At 49.2% G+C, this 18486-nt stretch carries 18 protein-coding genes and 3 riboswitches; of the genes, 14 read left to right on the top strand and 4 right to left on the bottom strand.

Going from position 1 to position 18486, the window contains the following annotated elements; genetic code table 11:
- The first annotated feature begins 10 nt into the window (after positions 1–10).
- The 3 genes from fsa to glpX are packed head-to-tail and all read left to right on the top strand — an operon-like array spanning position 11 to position 2932.
- Positions 11–658, top strand: a complete 648-nt coding sequence (gene fsa, locus ASF99_RS13590) for a fructose-6-phosphate aldolase (protein ID WP_023469552.1) — start codon at positions 11–13, stop codon at positions 656–658.
- A gap of 28 nt (positions 659–686) precedes the next feature.
- On the top strand, positions 687–1934 hold the full coding sequence (gene murA / locus ASF99_RS13585) for a UDP-N-acetylglucosamine 1-carboxyvinyltransferase (RefSeq protein WP_023469551.1): 1248 nt from the start codon (positions 687–689) through the stop codon (positions 1932–1934).
- Between the two features lie 32 nt (positions 1935–1966).
- Entirely contained in the window at positions 1967–2932 is a 966-nt protein-coding gene (gene glpX, locus ASF99_RS13580) for a class II fructose-bisphosphatase (RefSeq protein WP_035395794.1), read from the top strand.
- A 276-nt stretch (positions 2933–3208) separates the two neighbouring features.
- Here glpX and ASF99_RS13575 read toward each other — a convergent pair whose 3' ends face one another.
- Together ASF99_RS13575 and ASF99_RS13570 are read right to left on the bottom strand one after the other, a co-directional pair.
- Positions 3209–3976 carry an SDR family NAD(P)-dependent oxidoreductase gene (locus ASF99_RS13575; RefSeq protein WP_023469549.1) on the bottom strand — a complete coding sequence of 256 codons (768 nt, stop codon included), beginning with the start codon at positions 3974–3976 and terminating at the stop codon, positions 3209–3211.
- Between the two features lie 76 nt (positions 3977–4052).
- Entirely contained in the window at positions 4053–4730 is a 678-nt protein-coding gene (locus ASF99_RS13570) for a C40 family peptidase (RefSeq protein ID WP_023469548.1), read from the bottom strand.
- Between the two features lie 354 nt (positions 4731–5084).
- Between ASF99_RS13570 and rho the strand changes: the two genes are divergently transcribed.
- Entirely contained in the window at positions 5085–6458 is a 1374-nt protein-coding gene (rho, locus tag ASF99_RS13565; RefSeq protein WP_055969338.1) for a transcription termination factor Rho, read from the top strand.
- A 91-nt stretch (positions 6459–6549) separates the two neighbouring features.
- Positions 6550–6795, top strand: a complete 246-nt coding sequence (locus tag ASF99_RS13560; RefSeq protein WP_023469546.1) for a type B 50S ribosomal protein L31 — start codon at positions 6550–6552, stop codon at positions 6793–6795.
- Positions 6796–6831: 36 nt separating this feature from the next.
- Here ASF99_RS13560 and ASF99_RS13555 read toward each other — a convergent pair whose 3' ends face one another.
- A complete protein-coding gene (locus tag ASF99_RS13555; RefSeq protein ID WP_055969335.1) occupies positions 6832–7482 on the bottom strand; it encodes a DedA family protein in 651 nt (216 codons plus the stop codon).
- Positions 7483–7665: 183 nt separating this feature from the next.
- On the opposite strand from ASF99_RS13555, the gene ASF99_RS13550 reads away from it, so the two are divergent.
- Positions 7666–8280 (top strand): thymidine kinase, encoded by a 615-nt coding sequence (locus ASF99_RS13550; RefSeq protein WP_035395950.1) that lies wholly within the window; start codon positions 7666–7668, stop codon positions 8278–8280.
- A gap of 1161 nt (positions 8281–9441) precedes the next feature.
- Here ASF99_RS13550 and ASF99_RS13540 read toward each other — a convergent pair.
- A complete protein-coding gene (locus ASF99_RS13540) occupies positions 9442–10200 on the bottom strand; it encodes an alpha/beta hydrolase (RefSeq protein WP_235515946.1) in 759 nt (252 codons plus the stop codon).
- A 67-nt stretch (positions 10201–10267) separates the two neighbouring features.
- Positions 10268–10369: riboswitch (SAM riboswitch) on the bottom strand.
- Positions 10370–10618: 249 nt separating this feature from the next.
- Positions 10619–10722, top strand: a riboswitch (SAM riboswitch).
- An 86-nt stretch (positions 10723–10808) separates the two neighbouring features.
- Between ASF99_RS13540 and ASF99_RS13535 the strand changes: the two genes are divergently transcribed.
- The 8 genes from ASF99_RS13535 (at position 10809) to ribH (ending at position 18327) form a co-directional block, all read left to right on the top strand.
- Positions 10809–11837 (top strand): methionine ABC transporter ATP-binding protein, encoded by a 1029-nt coding sequence (locus ASF99_RS13535; RefSeq protein ID WP_055969329.1) that lies wholly within the window; start codon positions 10809–10811, stop codon positions 11835–11837.
- On the top strand, positions 11827–12477 hold the full coding sequence (locus ASF99_RS13530) for a methionine ABC transporter permease (protein ID WP_023469541.1): 651 nt from the start codon (positions 11827–11829) through the stop codon (positions 12475–12477). The genes ASF99_RS13535 and ASF99_RS13530 overlap by 11 nt, the downstream gene beginning before the upstream one ends.
- A 19-nt stretch (positions 12478–12496) precedes the next feature.
- Complete coding sequence (locus tag ASF99_RS13525) at positions 12497–13315, top strand: MetQ/NlpA family ABC transporter substrate-binding protein (protein WP_023469540.1); 819 nt, start codon at positions 12497–12499, stop codon at positions 13313–13315.
- 22 nt (positions 13316–13337) lie between these two features.
- Positions 13338–14543, top strand: a complete 1206-nt coding sequence (locus tag ASF99_RS13520) for a M20 family metallopeptidase (protein ID WP_055969326.1) — start codon at positions 13338–13340, stop codon at positions 14541–14543.
- 183 nt (positions 14544–14726) lie between these two features.
- A riboswitch (FMN riboswitch) is annotated at positions 14727–14871 on the top strand.
- A 159-nt stretch (positions 14872–15030) separates the two neighbouring features.
- Complete coding sequence (ribD, locus tag ASF99_RS13515) at positions 15031–16071, top strand: bifunctional diaminohydroxyphosphoribosylaminopyrimidine deaminase/5-amino-6-(5-phosphoribosylamino)uracil reductase RibD (protein WP_055969322.1); 1041 nt, start codon at positions 15031–15033, stop codon at positions 16069–16071.
- Positions 16056–16682, top strand: a complete 627-nt coding sequence (gene ribE, locus ASF99_RS13510) for a riboflavin synthase (RefSeq protein WP_035395815.1) — start codon at positions 16056–16058, stop codon at positions 16680–16682. The genes ribD and ribE overlap by 16 nt, the downstream gene beginning before the upstream one ends.
- Positions 16682–17872, top strand: a complete 1191-nt coding sequence (locus ASF99_RS13505) for a bifunctional 3,4-dihydroxy-2-butanone-4-phosphate synthase/GTP cyclohydrolase II (RefSeq protein ID WP_035395818.1) — start codon at positions 16682–16684, stop codon at positions 17870–17872. Before ribE ends, ASF99_RS13505 begins: the two co-directional genes overlap by 1 nt.
- A complete protein-coding gene (ribH, locus tag ASF99_RS13500) occupies positions 17869–18327 on the top strand; it encodes a 6,7-dimethyl-8-ribityllumazine synthase (RefSeq protein WP_035395821.1) in 459 nt (152 codons plus the stop codon). Before ASF99_RS13505 ends, ribH begins: the two co-directional genes overlap by 4 nt.
- Positions 18328–18486: the final 159 nt, after the last annotated feature.

Raw genomic sequence — 18486 nt, 5'->3', positions numbered from 1 at the left:
AACGAGAAAGATGAGATTTTTCATTGACACAGCAAACGTAGAAGACATCAAGAAAGCACATAAAATGGGGATTTTAGATGGTGTCACGACGAATCCGTCGCTCGTCGCTAAGGAAGGCGTCGATTTCCATACACGACTTCGTGAAATCTGTGAAATCGTCGGGGACGTCTCTGTTAGCGCTGAAGTCATCGCGCTTGATGCAGAAGGAATGATTCGTGAAGGGAAGGAACTTGCCCAAATTGCACCGAACATTACGGTTAAGGTTCCAATGACTCCGGCCGGACTCGAAGCAGTCGCAGCCCTTTCAAAAGAGAAGATCACGACGAACGTCACATTGATCTTCAATCCGAACCAAGCGTTACTCGCAGCCCGTGCTGGTGCGACATACGTATCACCATTCCTCGGTCGTCTAGATGACATCGGCCAAGATGGAATGGGGCTCGTCGAGACGATTGCTCAAATTTTCGTCGTACATGATATTCCGACACAGATCATCGCGGCATCGGTCCGGAACCCGGTTCACGTCACGAACGCTGCTCTTGCGGGCGCAGACATCGCGACGATTCCGTTCTCGGTCATCGAGTCACTCACACACCACCCACTCACGACGCAAGGGATCGAAAAGTTCCTCGCGGACTGGGAAAAAACGCAGCAATAATCGTAGCGAAGAGAAAGGTTGATGGAACGTGGACATTTTGCATATCGTAGGGCAACAACGCCTAGAAGGAACCGTATCAATCAGTGGTTCGAAGCAAAGCGCCATCCCGTGTCTTGCTGCAGCCCTCCTGACGGATCAAACGGTCGTTCTTGAAGGCGTGCCGGAGATTGGCGACGTCGCGACGATGATCGAGATTTTGGAGACGCTCGGCGCGGTCGTGACACGTCAAGGCGATATGGTGACGATTGATCCAAGCCGGGTCGAATCGATGCCGTTGACTGGTGCGGAGACGCGCAAGTTACGCGGATCGATCTACCTCATGAGCGTTCTGGCAGCCAGATTCAAACAAGGAGTCGTCGGTCTTCCTGGAGGTTATGCCATCGGACCACGACCGATCGATTTACACATCAAAGCACTAGAGCGTCTAGGTGTTTCTGTACGTAACGAGCAAGGCGTCCATTACATGCGCGTCGATCGTCTCGTCGGTAACCGAATTTACCTCGATCTCCCGTCTTTCGGAGCGACGATCAGTGCCTTACTCGTCGCTGTCTTCGCTGAAGGAACGACTGTCATCGAAAACGCCGCCTACGACCCGGAAGTCATCGACGTCAGTACGATGTTGACGAACATGGGGGCAAGCGTCAAAGGGGCAGGAACGGACGAGATTCGAATCAAGGGCGTATCGCAACTAAGTGGTTGCCGGCATACCTTGATTCCGGACCGAATGGAGGCAGGAACGTTCTTGACGATGGGGGCGGCACTTGGACGCGTCACCGTCGATAACGTCATTCCGCTTCATCTCGAGAGCGTCATCCAAAAACTCGAGCGGTACGGTGCGTTGATCGAAGCAACGGATGATTCCGTCACGGCGACGTTTCAGGAGACGAAGCCGGTCGATATTCGTGTCTTCCACTACGGTGGATTCCCGAGCGACTTACAGCCTGTCATCTCGGCAGCGTTGCTGCAAGCAAAAGGAGCGAGTATCGTCGTCGATAAGTTGTATCCGCAGCGTTTCCGGCATGTGCAGGAGTTACGACGCTTGAATGCTCGAATCACGCATGAAGACGCCTCAATCATCATTCGTGGTGGCGAATCCTTACTTGGTACGGAAATCGAGGCACCGGACCCACGCGGTGGCGCAGCACTTGTCTTGGCGGGACTTCTCGCTTCAGGGGAGACGACGCTGCACCATGCAGAAGTGCTTGACCAGAGTTACGAACGATTTGATCAGAAGTTGAAGGAACTTGGCGCCCTCGTATGGCGTGAAACGATTTGACCGATTTGTAACAAGGGAGAGGGGACATACACATGGAGAGAAGTCTATCAATGGAACTGGTACGCGTCACGGAGGCAGCAGCACTCGCCTCTGCACGCTGGATGGGAAAAGGATTGAAGAATGAAGCGGATGATGCGGCAACAAGCGCGATGCGTGATGTCTTCGATACGATTCCGATGAAAGGAACCGTCGTCATCGGGGAAGGCGAGATGGATGAAGCACCGATGCTTTACATTGGAGAAAAGCTAGGAAATGGGTATGGACCACGACTCGACGTCGCCGTCGATCCGCTGGAAGGAACGAACATCGTCGCAAAAGGAACATGGGGCGCACTTGCTGTTCTCGCGGTCGCGGATGCAGGAGATTTACTTCATGCACCGGACATGTACATGGATAAGATCGCAGTCGGCCCGGAAGCGGCAGGACACATCAGTCTGGATGCGACGATCGAAGAAAACATCGCAGCCGTAGCGAAGGCGAAGAACAAAGAAATCGAAGACGTCGTCGTCTCGATTCTGGATCGCGAACGTCATGAAGAAATCATTCAACGGATTCGGGCAACAGGGGCGCGGATTCGCTTGATCGGTGACGGTGACGTCGCTGCTGCGATCAACACGGCGTTCCCGCATACGGGGATTGATATCCTGCTCGGTTCAGGTGGTGCACCGGAAGGCGTTCTTGCTGCCGTTGCCTTGAAATGCCTCGGTGGTGAGCTCCAAGGACGCTTGTTACCAGCAGACGATGCCGAGGTCGAGCGTTGCAAGAAGATGGGCATTGAAGATCCATCGAAGATCCTTATGATGGATGATCTCGTTTCAGGAGACGATTGTATCTTTGCTGCGACAGGCGTCACGGACAGTGAGTTGATGAAAGGTGTTCAGTTCACGGCACAAGGCGGTCAGACACACTCTGTCGTCATGCGTGCAAAATCCGGAACGGTGCGTTTCGTCGAAGGTATTCACTCGTTCAAGAAAAAACCGAAGCTTGTCATTAAGTAAAATAGGACGACTCCTCAAAAAGGACGTCTGAATCCACACAAAAAGAGTTGGTGTTGCGGATAATTTCCGGAAGGCCAACTCTTTTTTGATGATGTTTAAAACTGATAACGTTCATATCCTCACTTTACTCAGGCGGGAGGTAAGCCGCGACATCTCGCAACTTATGCGAAATGTCGGGTCTTACCTTACCCTGACGGAAACGTTGAACTCGTTTCCTTTTCCTGTAGGAGTTGAGGATGAACGTCATAAATATTGAAATAATGAACATTATAACTATCACCGTGGACGCTGAACTTCTCCTGCTTGTCGGGTGACGTACCGACGCGGTAGAAAACGCGTCGAAAAGATATACCAGGCATTCCCGAAGCCAGGAACGATGAACGTTTTCCCCTTCATATAGCCGCGGTAGGCGATGCGCGCAACCGTCGGAGCATCCATGACACCAGGTCGCAAGAACAAGCGTGACTGTTCAAGATTTGCTGCTGATTCGAAACCGGTATGGGTCGCGCCTGGACAGACAACGCTGACTTGAATCCCGTCTTGTGCGAGTTCTTCCGTCAAGCCTTCCGAGAAATGAAGGACATAGGCTTTTGTCGCGTAGTAGACACTCAGCCATGGACCACCTTCAAACGCAGCCGTTGATGCGAGATGGACGATACGTCCTTTGATTCCCTGTGCTTTCATGCGAGAGGCATAGACCTTCGTTACGTGTGTTAATGCTTCGATATTCAAGGCAATCATCCGGGACTCGTCTTCGAACGAGGTCTCAAGGAAAGAACCAAAGACGCCGATCCCGGCGTTGTTGATGACGCAGTCGACCGGAATCTGTTCCGTTGCCCGAAATAGTGCGAGACGATGCGTCGGCTGCGTTAAGTCATACGGAAAGACGGTTGCCGTTCCCCCGAGTCGCTCGACATGGAACTTCGTTTCGAAGAGTGCTGTCGCATCGCGTCCGACGAGCAAGACGTGATCCCCTTGCTTGGCATGCAGATAAGCAAATTCACGACCAAGACCTCTTGAAGCACCTGTGATTAAGACATGCATCCGATTTCCTCCTCCTGTAATCGATTCGATGAAAAAAAGCGATCGAGCCAATGCTCAACCGCTTTGAGATGATGAATTATAGGTAAGATCCTGCGCCGACAAGGCGTGAACCCCAGTACCCTGATTTGAAGCTTGAGTATTTAACGCCACCTGTTTCTGAGTTGACCATGCTTGACTTGCTTGTTGCGATCCCAACGTGTTGAATGCCGCTACCGTGTGAGAAGAAGACAAGATCTCCTGGCTGTACTTTAGAAACGCTGACTTTCTTAGAAGAAGAATATTGTGAAGAAGACGTACGTGGTAATGTTTTACCAGCCGCTTTCTTGTAGACGTAGCTTGTGAAACCAGAGCAGTCGAATCCACGAGTCGTCGTTCCGCCCCATACATATGGTGTACCTTTATGTTTTGCTGCTTCGCTTAGGATTTTAGTCCGTTTAGAAGATGTGCTCGTTGTTTTTTTAGCGCTTGAAGATGATTTGTATGTCTTTGTGTATTGTGAGAAGACATAACGTGTTTTGCCGCCGTATGAGATTTTTGTCCAGCTGCCTGACTTGCCTTTATATGTAAAGACTTGACCAGCGTTGACTTTCCCGACGATGCTTGCTTTCGTAGAAGGTGCTGTCCGAACACGAAGACCGTTGTCCGTGATCTTGACTTTCGTGACTGTTGCTGCTTCAACTTTACCTGTACCCACTGATGTAAAACCTGAAACCACTAAGGCTGCTGTCGCGATCGATGCTAGAAAACGTTTCATGTTAAGAATTCCTCCGTTTAATGTAGTGTGTTGCGTCCGTAAGTTATATGATGAAATCATTAAGTGTTTGGTTAAGCAGTGAACCTTACAACTGTGTAAGAATTTTGTCTGCAGGAATATCTTAGCATGCGCACACTTGAAAACGTTTTTTCAGTTAGAAGACAAAATAGATGTTTTTGTAACATAACTGAAATAATATCCTTGAATATTACAAAGTAAGAAACGCAAAGGATTGTTGACGACGAATTCAAAAAAATATGATACCTTTAGTTCACGAATAAAATTACATACCTCCTGATGTATGTATGGAAGTATGCTGAATGCAGTTGAATTTATAAAGAATAGGTGAAGAACATGCCAACAACTGATAAAAAAGATAAACCAGAACGTTCCTATACACTGGCTCAATTGAGCCAACTGACATTAAAAGAACTTTATGAAATCGCAAAGACGAAAAATGTCCCACAATACCGGGAAGCCCGTAAGCGCGAGTTGATGTTCAAGATTTTAAAAGCACAGGCTGAATCGACTGGTCTTTATTTCCTCGAAGGGGTACTCGAAGTCATCCCTGGCAATCCACAAATGCAAAACGATGGTGGCTTTGGCTTCCTTCGTCCTATCAATTATTCCCAATCCTCTGAAGATATTTATATCGCAGCATCTCAAATCCGACGCTTTAATCTACGTAATGGTGATGTCGTCACAGGTAAAGTCCGTCCACCGAAGGAAAACGAACGGTTCCAAGGGTTACTTAGCGTGGAAGCCGTTAACGGTGAAGCACCGGATACTGCCCGTAACCGTTTATTCTTCCCGGCACTGACACCAATTTATCCGGACCGATTGATGCGACTTGAGACAGAACCACGCCATCTATCCGTTCGTGTCATGGATATGATCGCACCGGTTGGATTTGGTCAACGTGGTTTGATCGTCGCACCGCCAAAAGCAGGGAAGACGTCACTCCTCAAAGAAATCGCAAACTCGATTCAGGAGAATCATCCGGATGTCGAACTAATCATTCTCTTGATTGATGAGCGACCTGAGGAAGTAACGGACATTGAGCGTTCGGTTCCAGGAGCAGACGTCGTCAGCTCGACGTTTGACGAAACACCGGACAACCACGTCCGAATTTCTGAACTGGTCCTCGAGCGGGCGATGCGGCTCGTCGAACACAAGAAGGATGTCGTCATCTTGATGGATTCGATCACGCGTCTAACACGGGCCTATAACTTAACGGTACCGCAAAGTGGTCGGACGCTCTCTGGCGGAATTGATCCGGCTGCGTTCCATAAGCCAAAACGGTTCTTTGGTGCAGCGCGAAACATCGAACACGGTGGTAGTTTGACGATTCTTGCGACAGCACTCGTCGAGACAGGATCGCGCATGGATGACGTCATCTATGAGGAATTCAAAGGAACTGGCAACATGGAACTGCATCTTGATCGTAAGTTGTCAGAGCGTCGAATCTTCCCAGCGATCGACATTCGGAAGTCCGGTACACGGAAGGAAGAACTGTTGCTTCCGAAAGAGCAGCTTGATGCGCTTTGGGCGATTCGCCGGACGATGAACGAGTCGAACGAGTTCGTCGATACGTTCCTGCGTAAGATTCGTGATACGAAAAATAATGAAGAATTTTTCGTCGAACTCGAGAAAGAACAGAAGAAGGCGGTCCGACGCGCGCCAGCTAAACCACGTACCGTCAAGAAGGAAACGACGACAGAAAAATAACTATTGCGACGCATAAAAAAATCGTTTAGTATAGGAAGGTAACTTACTCTGGCTCAGCAAATGAACCAGGGCGGAAGGAGAGAAATCAACCATGAAACAAGGAATTCACCCTAACTACAACAAAGTAGTATTTATGGATTCAACGACTGAGTACAAATTCTTAAGCGGTTCTACTCGTTCTTCGAACGAAACGATCACTTGGGAAGATGGTAACGAGTACCCACTCATCCGTGTGGATGTGTCTTCAGACTCGCACCCATTCTACACAGGTCGTCAAAAGTTCAACGCGGCAGATGGTCGTGTCGATCGCTTCAACAAAAAATACGGCCGCAAGTAATTACTTGTCGGTTCTTAAAAAAACAGCCTGCCTCCATTACGGAAGCAGGCTGTTTTTGTATAGACTGAATTGTGAACGATACGCGAGATACGTCTTCAAGACGAACGAGAAGGCGATTCCGCCAGCAATCCCGATTAAATAGGGCATGACTTCCGGATGTGCCAAGACATAGTCCATGACTTTATGGAACGAGAGATGGCGGCCGACGAAATAACCGGCGCCTAAGAACACGCTGATCCAAATCAAGGCACCTGTATATGCATAACTCGCAAAAACGCGAAACGGCATTTTTGAGACGCCTGCAAAAAAGGCAGAGAGTTGGCGGAGACCAGGTATGTAGTAACCGATGATCAAGACCGATTTTCCGTAACGACGAAATCCGGCTTCAGCGGAAAGAATATGTTTTTCTGAGATACGCATTTTCGGTCCAACGCGGTGTAGTAGTGGCATACCGAGTTTTAATCCGAGTAAATAGCTGATCGTCATCCCGATGCAACTGCCGGCGTAAGCGGCGAGAATCGTACCGACGAGTGGTAGATTGCCTTGATGCATCCAAAATCCGGACAAAACGAGCAGGGTCTCATCAGGAACCGGCAATCCCACGATACCACCTGCGAGAAGGACGGAGAGACCAAGGGCACCATATTGGTGCAGGATGTCATGTAAGAGATGATGAATCGGGGACACCTTCTTTCGTGAGAATCTTCTTCTTCAGTGTACAGGAAATAGGGGGCAGTTGGAATGAAAGGACAAAAATTCTAGGGAAAGAAAAAATGAATTTTGATTTCCGGAAGTCAACCCTTTTTCTCGATACCGTTTCGAGCTATACTCGTTAAAGTGACTATTTTTAGAGGACGGTGTCGGACGATGATGCATGTAATAAATCAGTACGGCTGGATCGAAGTAATTTGTGGCAGTATGTTTTCCGGGAAATCGGAAGAGTTGATTCGTCGTGTCAGACGGGCGCAGTACGGCAAACTGCCCGTGCAAGTATTCAAGCCAGCAATCGACGACCGGTACCATGAAGAGCATGTCGTCTCTCACGTTGGCAACTCTGTCGTAGCGATTCCGATGGCGACGAGTCGTGATCTCTACGCGGCAGTAGCAGAAGAAACACAAATCGTTGGCATTGATGAAGTTCAATTCTTTGATGATGAGATCGTACAAGTCATCGAAGCACTCGCACAAGACGGAAAACGCGTCATTTGTGCAGGCCTTGATCAAGATTTCCGGGCAGAGCCATTCGGGAAAATGCCTGAATTACTGGCGCGTGCAGAATTCGTGACGAAGCTACAAGCGATCTGTCTTTCATGTGGGGATCCGGCTTCCCGGACACAACGTTTGATTGACGGGAAACCAGCGAACTACGATGATCCGATCATCCTAGTCGGAGCGTCGGAATCGTATGAGCCACGTTGCCGTCATTGCCATGAGGTACCTGGAAAACCGAAGCCGCTCCAATCGGTGCAACACCAAGAACGATAAATGAAAAAAGGCGAAGGCTGGGATATAACTCAGTTTTACAGATGATAAAAAGGAATTGCACATCCTGAGTGATGGCGATTCTTTTTTTTCGTTAAACTCAGCTAGTTAAGTCTCAGCTTCTTTTAGTCACTTTTTTAAACTCGAGATGAATGATAAAGAAAGCTAGGACTAAAAGAATAAAGTAACTAATTACTACTTGTAACAGTTCTTTATCGTGAGTTAGCTAACTCTAAACATAGAGTATATAAGTAATTAAAAAGACAATAAGGATTCATCAACTGAAAACTCTTACTGTTTTTCTCGTTTGTATGTAACCTTTCGAAGGTTTTTGGTGTAAGGTATAGTGTTTTTGAAGGATTTATTTAATGGATAAATTGAAAAGATCAAACAACGATAACTGTTGATGTAAGGAATTGGAGGTAAACAAATGAGTAAATACCATAAATCTAGCATACGATTAGTTTTGATTGTATTAGTTACAGTCACAATCTTGTATTATGGTTTTAACTTTGAAATAGGGTACGGGATAATCTTTTTAATCGCAGCTGTTGGGTGTACCATTTATCTTAACTTTAAAGCAGCTAAAAAAGAAAAAAGTGAGAAAAAAATCCTATAATTAAATATGGGAGTTTCAGCTTGTAGACAACCCCTCACTTCGTAATTGAAATGAGGGGTTGTTGTATGTATTAATTACTAAAATGTTAAAGAAACGTGGATTCCCTGAGGGATCCAAGAACCAATTTGTAGGCTTTTCGAGGTTCACGGTAATGAAAGTAAGCATTGCTTGAAGCGTCGTTTTTTCACTCCCCGGATCTGTTGTACTCTCCTGTATATGACGTCTTAATCTAATTTGTCTTTTTGCTTTCGGGCAACGCGTCTAATGTAGAGAAATAGGGTACCTATTCCTTCAACCCAAGACCTAAAAATTAACGGAATGTCATGTTAGTCTAGATCTCTTTGATGGTACGTCGCATGTAGGAAATACTAAATACATGTTGAAGAAGCGTCATCTTGATTAACAGGACGAGGTCGATGCTTGTCCCAGGAAAACGATTTGAAATGAACAAAGCGCAATCCTCCCATTAGAGAAAATTGCGCTTTGCTTACAATCTGTAGCAGCTATTTGCTTCCATATAGAAACGAATAGCTGTTTTTTTTGATTCAGCCTGTTTCTTGCGAAAACTGACACGATTGTTCGATAAAGCGGATCGTCTCACGAACGATCAAATCCTGATCATGATCGAGGGTCGCGACGTGGTACGAGTTCAGTAAACAGTAGCTTCGTTTATCATTCGTTCCGATGTGCTGATGCAGATAATCCGAGCTCGACGGCGGAACGACGTGATCGGTCGCCGAGTAGAGAATTAATGTCGGCAGAAGGATTGATCCTAAGCGTCCTTTCGTTTCATCCATCAGACGGACGAGTTCGAACGCACAACGGCTCGGAACGAGGTCATAGATGATTTCGAAGGCTGCTCGCTTAATGTCCGGTGCCCCTTCCGGTAAGTACTGTGGACCGTCCTCGAACGAAAGTGCTTCGTAAGAAGGAACGGAGAGTGCGGCATTGATCGTAATGATGCCGGCAAACGGAATGCCGTCAGCGGCGAGTGACAGTGCAAGCGTCGCACCCATCGATTGACCGATGACGAAGACTTGATCGCATGTTTCTTGTAAACGTTCATAGCCGTCTTGCAGACTTTGCTTCCAACATCGAGCAGTCGATTGTTCAAACTCGCGGACATTCGTTCCATGTCCACGTAAGCGCGGGGCATAGACGGTAAAACCTTCAGCAGCGAATGCCTCACCGACGTCCCGGACACTTTGCGGTGTGGCGTTAAAACCATGACAGATTAGAATGCCGATCGATCCCCCTTGAAAATAGAACGCTTCAGCACCAGTCAATACAGGATAGTTCATCATTACTATTTTTCCTCCATTCATGAAAAAAACTCGTCGACGTCACTGCTTGGACGCCCACGAGTTTTTCACCGTATCATCCAAAGCCGCGCTTTGCTGGTCGGAGCACCTTACAGATTGCAGGTTGCCGTGAAGTCATAGAGCCAGGTCTCTCGTTCACTCTTGATAAATATCATATTGGAATTGTCGGAATAATCATTGAAACGATGGTAGCACGACCAAAAATGACTTGTCAAATCTTTCTTGACGAATCATGATCCGTTGAGTAAGCTAACTCATAACTTGTTCATCCATCGATATGCGCCAAATGGATTATTTTTGCAAAGTTGGTTGACTTTTAAAGTTTCGACCCGTAATGTAAAAATTAGTTTTACGACATAAGCAACAACGCAACAACACACATACAAATTTCATACCGCAATACTTATCCAGAGAGGTGGAGGGACTGGCCCTACGAAACCTCGGCAACAGACTCATTATGAGCACTGTGCCAATTCCATCAGACAGATGTCTGAGAGATGAGTGGAGTGGATTCTGCCACTGTGCGGATCCAGGTCTCTTCTTGTTTCTCAAGAAGGGACCTTTTTTGTTGAATGAAGGGGGAAAACGGAATGATCGCATTTCATCAAGTCAAAAAAACGTACGTCACGAAAGATCAGACGATCGCAGCACTCGACGGTGTCGACCTGACGATCGAGAAAGGCGAAATCTTTGGTGTCATCGGCTTTAGCGGTGCCGGAAAAAGTTCACTGCTCCGCTGTGTCAATCTATTAGAACGACCGACGTCAGGAACGGTGACGGTCGATGGAGAAGATTTAACGCAACTGTCTCCGAAAAAATTGCGCCAAGCAAAACAACGGATCGGGATGATTTTTCAGCACTTCAATCTATTGAATGCGAACACGGTCTTTACGAATGTCGCGAAACCACTCGTTCTCGCAGGCGTCAAGAAAGACGAAATTCGCCGCCGGGTGACGGAGTTACTCGAATTCGTCGATCTCGCGGACAAGGCGGATCATTATCCGGATCAATTGTCGGGTGGGCAGAAACAGCGCGTTGGTATCGCCCGGGCACTCGCGACGCAACCTTCCGTCCTCTTATGTGACGAAGCGACGTCAGCACTCGATCCCCAAACGACACATCATATTCTCCAGTTATTAAAACGGATCAATGCGGAGTACGGAATCACGATTCTCTTGATCACCCACGAGATGGGCGTCATTCGGGAGATTTGCGACCGCGTCGCTGTCATTGAAGCTGGGAAACTGATCGAGTCAGGAACGGTCTTTGATGTCTTTTCAAACCCGCAGACCGAGACAGCACAGAACTTCGTCCGCTCCGTCATGCACGACGAGATTCCAGCATCGATTCGCCAGTTGATCGAGTCCCGGAATGCGAATCCGATCTATAAGATTCATTTCCTCGGACATCACACCGGGCAGCCGCTCTTATCGCAAGTTGCGAAACGCTTTGACGTCGATATCAACATCTTGCACGGTAGTATCACGGAGTTGCAGGATACGCCGTTCGGCACCTTACTCATCGAGTTGATTGGTGAGCAGACTGAAGTGAAACGAGCGTTACACTACATCGATCAGGCACAGGTGACGGTCGAGGAGGTACTTGCTCATGCTAGTTAATTACAGTGATATCTGGACAGCATTTTTGCAGACGATGACGATGGTATCCGTTTCGCTCTTATTCTCGACCTTGATCGGCTTACCACTCGGGATCCTGCTTGTCGTCACGCGAAAAGGAGCATTGCTTGAAAATGTCCCGCTGTTCACGTTCTTCAACAGTATCGTCAATATTTTCCGCTCGATTCCGTTCATCATCTTACTCGTCGCGATCATCCCGTTGACGCGCTTGATCGTTCAGACATCGATCGGAACAGAAGCCGCCATCGTCCCGCTCGTCTTTTACGCTGCACCGTACATGGCGCGTCTGATCGAGAGTTCTTTACTCGAAGTCGATAAAGGCGTTCTTGAAGCAGCAGAAGCGATGGGCGCGACACCGTTTCAAACGATTTTCCGCTTCCTCCTACCGGAAGCACTCGGTTCACTCATCCTGAACTTAACGATCGCGACGGTTGGCTTGATCGGGGCGTCAGCGATGGCAGGTGCGATTGGAGGCGGTGGTCTCGGCGACTTAGCGATCACTTATGGCTATCAACGATTCGACACGAAAGTCATGATCATCACGGTCGGGATTCTCGTCATCTTAGTCCAAGGCTTACAGACGACAGGCAACATCGTCGCACGAAAAATTAGAAGACATTAATCAAGGGAGCGATTCAGCCATGAAAAAAGCAGTAGCAATTGGAGCAACACTCACGACGATTTTATTTGCCGGGTGCGCAGCATCAGGAGAAGACGAAAAGACGATCAAGCTCGGTGTCAGCGGTTCAGACACACAAGTTTGGGATTATGTCGCCAAAAAAGCAGAGAAGGAAGGCATCAAAATCGAACTCGTCAAGTTCTCCGATTATGTCCAGCCGAACATGGCACTGGCTGAGGGTGAGATCGACGCCAATGCCTTCCAGACGATTTCCTACTTCAACGCTTTCAAGAAAGAACATAACTTGAAGCTATCGCCGATTGCGACGACTGTCATCGCACCGATGGGGATCTACTCGGATAAATACAAGGATGTCAAAGATATTCCAAATGGCGGAAAAATCGCTGTTCCGAACGAAGCGACGAACATGGGACGCGCCCTCTTGTTACTGCAAGAAGCAGGTCTGATCAAGCTACCGGACGACTTCGATGGTAACGGTTCGGTCGATAAGATCGTCGAGAATCCGAAGAAGCTGAAAATCGTTCCGATCGTCGCCGGACAAACGCCACGCGTCTTACCGGACGTCGCGGCGTCTATCATCAACAATGGCATCGCGGTTGACGCTGGCTTCAACCCGATCAAGGACTCGATCGTTCATGAGAACGAGACAGCAAAACCATACATCAACATCATCGCGACACGGACGGAAGACAAGAACAAAAAAGAACTGAAAAAAATCGCATCGCTGTATCAACAAAAAGATGTCGCGGCCTTCATCAAAAAAGAATACAAAGGCAGTACGATCCCGACGTTCGTTCCACTGAGCGACATCGGCGAATAATTTCAAAAGGAGAGTGGACAGTATGACGACACCAGTACGCACGACATGGGTAGAGACGATTGAACAGGATATCGAACAAAAACGGGAATCGTATCTTGAGACAAGTCACCGGATTCATGCAACGCCGGAAATCGGGAATGAGGAATTCTTTGCTTCGCGGCTCCATGCGGAGCGTCTAACGGCGGAAGGTTTTACAGTAGAACTCGGCGTCGCTGGGCATGATACCGCGTTCTTCGCGAAGAAATCGAGCGACCGACCAGGCGCAACGATTGCCTTTCTTGCTGAATACGATGCGTTGCCGAGTATTGGTCACGCGTGCGGTCATAATATCATCGGCACGACGAGCGTCGCAGCGGCGATCGCGCTCAGTAAAGTGCTCGATGAAGTCGGCGGGAGTGTCGTTGTCCTTGGAACACCAGCCGAGGAAGGTGGACCGAACGGCAGTGCGAAAGGCAGTTTCGTCAAACATCAGTTACTGGAAGGAATCGATGCAGCCTTGATGGTCCATCCGTCGGGACAAACACGGATCACGGGTTCTTCCCTTGCGGTCGATCCACTCGACTTTGCCTTTACGGGTCGTCCGGCGCACGCAGCGGCGTCACCGGAAGAAGGCATCAACGCCCTCGACGCTGTCATTCAACTCTTCAATGGCATCAATGCCTTACGTCAGCAGTTACCAGACGATGTCCGGATCCACGGGATCATCACGCATGGAGGCGATGCGCCGAACATCATCCCGGAATACGCAAAAGCACGTTTCTTCATCCGGGCAACGACACGGGAACGATTGAATGCCGTCACGGAAAAAGTCAAAGCCGTCGCCCAAGGCGCGGCACTCGCGACTGGGGCGACGCTCGATGTCATCGCCTTCCAAAATGAAGTCGATAACCTCGTCTTCAACCGGACGTTCGACCGTCTGTTCCAAGAAGAAGCAGAGGCGCTCGGCGAAATCGTTCACTTGGACGAACGACCGGGTCTTGGTTCAACGGACGCCGGTAACATCAGTCAAGTCATCCCGACGATCCATCCGTATATCAAGATTGGACCAGATGATCTCGTCGCCCATACGGAAGCATTCAAAGAGGCGGCCCGTTCAGCAGCTGGAGATGAAGCATTGATCACGGGGGCGAAAATCCTCGCCCGGACAGCGCTTCGCGTCCTCGCTGATGAACGGACGCGCGGGGCGATTGCGCAAGAATTCCATGACCGGAAGAATGGTTATTTGTAAGTGGAAAATAACGACTGGACGCACTGCTATCAAGTGCTCCGGTCGTTTTTGAGATGCAGTCGATTACGAATTGGGGACGGGTGACAGAAGTGGAACGAAATCAAAAAAGAGACAAGACAGAAGCATTTGCGCTTTGTTTTCTTGAAAAAGATATGCTAGGCTAAAGTTGTATAACTCAATAATCCAGTTCTTCGGGGTAGGGTGAAAATCCCAACCGGCGGTGATGCGATCAATCGATCGACGAGCCCGCGACCTGTGATGTACGCATCATGGCTGACTTGGTGAGATTCCAGGGCCGACGGTAAAGTCCGGATGGGAGAAGAACGAAACGACGCGATTCAAGCTGTTTTCTGAAAAAATGTTTTCAGGAGACGGTCTCTTTCTGCATGAAAAAATGCAGGAAGCGAACCGTGTATTTCGTGAACCCTTCTATACAGACGCCCCTTTTTCAAGGGGCGTCTTTTTTCATTTGAAAGGAGTGAACGCGATGTCACAGATGATGAGTTATGCCATGCAATTAGCACAAATGTTACACGGACAAACAAGTCCGAATCCAAGTGTCGGCTGTGTCATCGTCAAACAAGGACGCATCATCGGCTTCGGTGCACACCGGTTTGCCGGTGGGCCGCACGCAGAAGTCGAAGCCTTACGGATGGCAGGAGAAGCCGCCCGTGGTGCCGATCTCTACGTGACGCTCGAGCCATGCAACCATCACGGCAAGACGCCACCATGCACGGAAGCAATTCTACAAGCAGGAATCAAACGAGTCTTCGTTGCAACGGAAGACAAACATGCGATTGTCGCTGGTTCCGGAATCAAATGGCTACAGGACGCGGGAATCGAAGTCGAGGTCGGCTTGTTACGGCATGAGGCAGAAGCCCTTTACACGGCATTCTGGAAGACGATCGAACGAAAACGTCCGACCGTGACCGTCAAAATCGCTCAGACGATGAACGGGATCGCGGCGACAGGTGAACAGCGCTGGATCACGTCAGAAGAAGCACGCGCGAACGGTCGTGCCCTGCGTGGACGCCACGATGCCATCCTCGTCGGAAGTGAGACGGTGCTCGTCGATGATCCGGCACTGACGTTACGCGCATCGTCAGGCATCGAGCCGATTCGAGTAATCGTTGATCGCCGGGGGCGGATTCCGGAGACGGCGCAAGTCTTCCGCGATGGTAAAAATCCAACCTACTGGCTGACGAGTGTTCCTCGGATTAGTCACGATCAGGTGACGGTCCTCGTTGGTGAATATGAGACGCCGGAAGCGATTTTGAAACGCTTATACGAACAAGACATCCGTAGTGTCTTGATTGAAGGCGGACCAACGATTCAAGCCGCTTTCCTTGAGGCAGATCTCGTTGACCGAATCGAAGTCTACCAAGCCCCATCGATTTTTGAAGGCGATGCGTGGAATGGTCAACACGATATCGAAGATCGTTTTCAAATCGACCAGGTTGAGACGGTCGGACCGGATCTCCATCTGACGTACATCCGAAAGGAGGAGACGACATGTTCACCGGATTGATTGAAGAAGTCGGAACCTTAAAACGAAAGATCCCGCGACCGAACGGGTTAGCGCTTGAAATTGAGGCGCACCGGGTACTCGAAGGAACGAAGATCGGTGATAGCATCGCCGTCGACGGGATTTGTTTGACGGTCACGTCGATGAGTCCAACCGGTTTCACGGCAGATGCCGTCCATGACACGATCCGTTCAACAGCACTCGGTACGTACCGAGTCGGAAGTCCCTTGCAACTTGAGCGGGCGATGCCGGCAGACGGTCGCTTCGGTGGACATTTCGTTAGTGGACATATCGACGGAACAGCCCGACTGATCAGTCGGCGACCGGATGGAGAAGCGATGGTCTATACGTTTGATGTCGGAGCGTGGCAAAAGTATTGTATTCCGAAAGGCTCGATCGCAATCAACGGCACGAGCCTGACGTTGCAACGCGTCACACCGGAAACGATCTCGATTTCATTGATTCCGCACTCCCGTCAAGTGACGACGTTTGATCGATTGGCAAGCGGTGCAGTCGTCAATATCGAGTGTGACATGATGGCGAAACATCTCTATCATTTCACGCAGCATGAGAAGCAGACGGACTGGGCAGCATTCTTAGGAGGCGACATGTAATGAACGGATTCGACTTGATTGAAGACGCAATAGAAGATTTGAAAAACGGACGACCGATCATCGTCTGTGATGACGAGGATCGTGAGAATGAAGGCGATCTCGTCATGCTCGCGGAACACGCGACACCGGAAAACATCAACTTCATGATTACACATGGAAAAGGACTCGTCTGTGTACCAGTCAGTCCGCGGATCGCACAGCGACTCGAACTTGCTCCGATGACAGCGAATAATACGGACCCGCATGGGACGGCATTCACGCTCAGCATCGATCATGAAGAGGCAAAGACCGGCATCAGTGCCGAGGAACGGTCGCTAACGATTCAGCGGATGCTGACGGATGGACCGGAACGTTTCAAACGACCGGGTCATATCTTCCCGTTGATCGCAAAAGAGGGTGGTGTCCGGGAGCGACGCGGACATACGGAAGCAGGTGTCGATCTTGCCCGTCTTGCCGGTAGCGATGAGATCGCCGTCATCTGTGAAATCATTAAAGAAGATGGCACGATGGCACGGGTCGACGATCTACTTCTCTATAAGGAAGAACACGATTTAAAACTGATCACGATCGAAGCACTTGTCGCGTATCTCGAGCGTCCATTGACACGTGAAGCAGAAGTATTACTTCCAACGACGTTCGGAGCTTTCCGGATGATTGGCTATACGACGCAAGACGAGAAAGAACATGTCGCTGTCTTATCCGGCGAAGCGCAAGACGGGATGCTCGTCCGTCTACACTCGGAATGCCTGACAGGGGATGTCTTCGGTTCGAAGCGTTGCGATTGTGGACCACAACTCGATGCGGCACTCGAGCGGATTGAACGAGAAGGTGGAGCCGTCTTGTATTTACGTCAGGAAGGACGCGGCATCGGTCTGATGGCGAAGTTAAAAGCGTACGAGTTACAAGAACAAGGACTCGATACGGTCGAAGCGAACCATGCACTCGGTTATCCGACGGACATGCGTGACTACACGGTCGCAGCCAATATGTTGCGCGATCTCGGCGTGACGAAGATCCGCTTGATGACGAACAACCCGGACAAACAACGGGTGCTCGAGCAAGAGGGGATCGAAATCATCGAACGTGTACCCCATCAAGTACCGGCCGAGCCGGAAAATCAGCGTTACCTAAAAACAAAACAAACGAAACTCGGGCACTGGCTCGACATCCAAGGAGGACACACATCATGATCTACGAAGGTTTCTTAACAGGAGAAGGACTACGCGTCGCAATCGTCGCAGCACGTTTTAACGAATTGATCACTTCAAAACTCGTCGGAGGAGCAAACGACGCTTTCCGTCGTCACGGTGTTGCAGCGGATGCTGTCGATACGGCGTGGGTTCCGGGAGCATTCGAAATTCCACTCGTCGCGGAAAAATTAGCGAAAAGCGGCAAGTATGACGCCGTCATCACGCTTGGCGCTGTCATCCGCGGGGCAACGTCGCACTATGACTATGTCTGTAACGAAGTCGCGAAAGGTGTCGCAAGTGCCTCGCGCGACACAGGTGTACCGATCATCTTCGGTGTCCTGACGACAGATTCAATCGAGCAAGCAGTCGAACGTGCCGGTACGAAAGCCGGAAATAAAGGCTACGAAGCTGCGGTTTCTGCGATTGAGATGGCGAATCTTTTACGGACGATTTAATTGAATAGAGGCAGGGTGACGGTACATTCCGTCATCCTGTTTTTTTACGGAAATCTCTTGAAGATTGAATCAAATTTCAAAAAAAGAATCGTTGATTTGAAATTTGAGGATTCAATTTTAAGTAGAACGGTAATGGTCTACTAAAGAAAGTTTGAAACA

The sequence above is a fragment of the Exiguobacterium sp. Leaf187 genome (assembly GCF_001423925.1).
In the GTDB taxonomy this organism is placed as follows: Bacteria; Bacillota; Bacilli; order Exiguobacteriales; family Exiguobacteriaceae; genus Exiguobacterium_A; species Exiguobacterium_A indicum.
Note: the sequence above shows the minus strand (reverse complement) of the source record. Positions and strands in the feature narration are given on the sequence as shown.

Bases quoted from the DNA above. Each gene is read 5' to 3' on its own strand.
- fsa (WP_023469552.1), top strand. From the start codon at position 11: ATGAGATTTTTCATTGACACAGCAAACGTAGAAGACATCAAGAAAGCA.
- glpX (WP_035395794.1), top strand. From the start codon at position 1,967: ATGGAGAGAAGTCTATCAATGGAACTGGTACGCGTCACGGAGGCAGCA.
- ASF99_RS13575 (WP_023469549.1), bottom strand. From the start codon at position 3,976: ATGCATGTCTTAATCACAGGTGCTTCAAGAGGTCTTGGTCGTGAATTT.
- ASF99_RS13570 (WP_023469548.1), bottom strand. From the start codon at position 4,730: ATGAAACGTTTTCTAGCATCGATCGCGACAGCAGCCTTAGTGGTTTCA.
- rho (WP_055969338.1), top strand. From the start codon at position 5,085: ATGCCAACAACTGATAAAAAAGATAAACCAGAACGTTCCTATACACTG.
- ASF99_RS13560 (WP_023469546.1), top strand. From the start codon at position 6,550: ATGAAACAAGGAATTCACCCTAACTACAACAAAGTAGTATTTATGGAT.
- ASF99_RS13550 (WP_035395950.1), top strand. From the start codon at position 7,666: ATGCATGTAATAAATCAGTACGGCTGGATCGAAGTAATTTGTGGCAGT.
- ASF99_RS13540 (WP_235515946.1), bottom strand. From the start codon at position 10,200: ATGATGAACTATCCTGTATTGACTGGTGCTGAAGCGTTCTATTTTCAA.
- ASF99_RS13535 (WP_055969329.1), top strand. From the start codon at position 10,809: ATGATCGCATTTCATCAAGTCAAAAAAACGTACGTCACGAAAGATCAG.
- ASF99_RS13530 (WP_023469541.1), top strand. From the start codon at position 11,827: ATGCTAGTTAATTACAGTGATATCTGGACAGCATTTTTGCAGACGATG.
- ASF99_RS13525 (WP_023469540.1), top strand. From the start codon at position 12,497: ATGAAAAAAGCAGTAGCAATTGGAGCAACACTCACGACGATTTTATTT.
- ASF99_RS13520 (WP_055969326.1), top strand. From the start codon at position 13,338: ATGACGACACCAGTACGCACGACATGGGTAGAGACGATTGAACAGGAT.
- ribD (WP_055969322.1), top strand. From the start codon at position 15,031: ATGTCACAGATGATGAGTTATGCCATGCAATTAGCACAAATGTTACAC.
- ribE (WP_035395815.1), top strand. From the start codon at position 16,056: ATGTTCACCGGATTGATTGAAGAAGTCGGAACCTTAAAACGAAAGATC.
- ASF99_RS13505 (WP_035395818.1), top strand. From the start codon at position 16,682: ATGAACGGATTCGACTTGATTGAAGACGCAATAGAAGATTTGAAAAAC.
- ribH (WP_035395821.1), top strand. From the start codon at position 17,869: ATGATCTACGAAGGTTTCTTAACAGGAGAAGGACTACGCGTCGCAATC.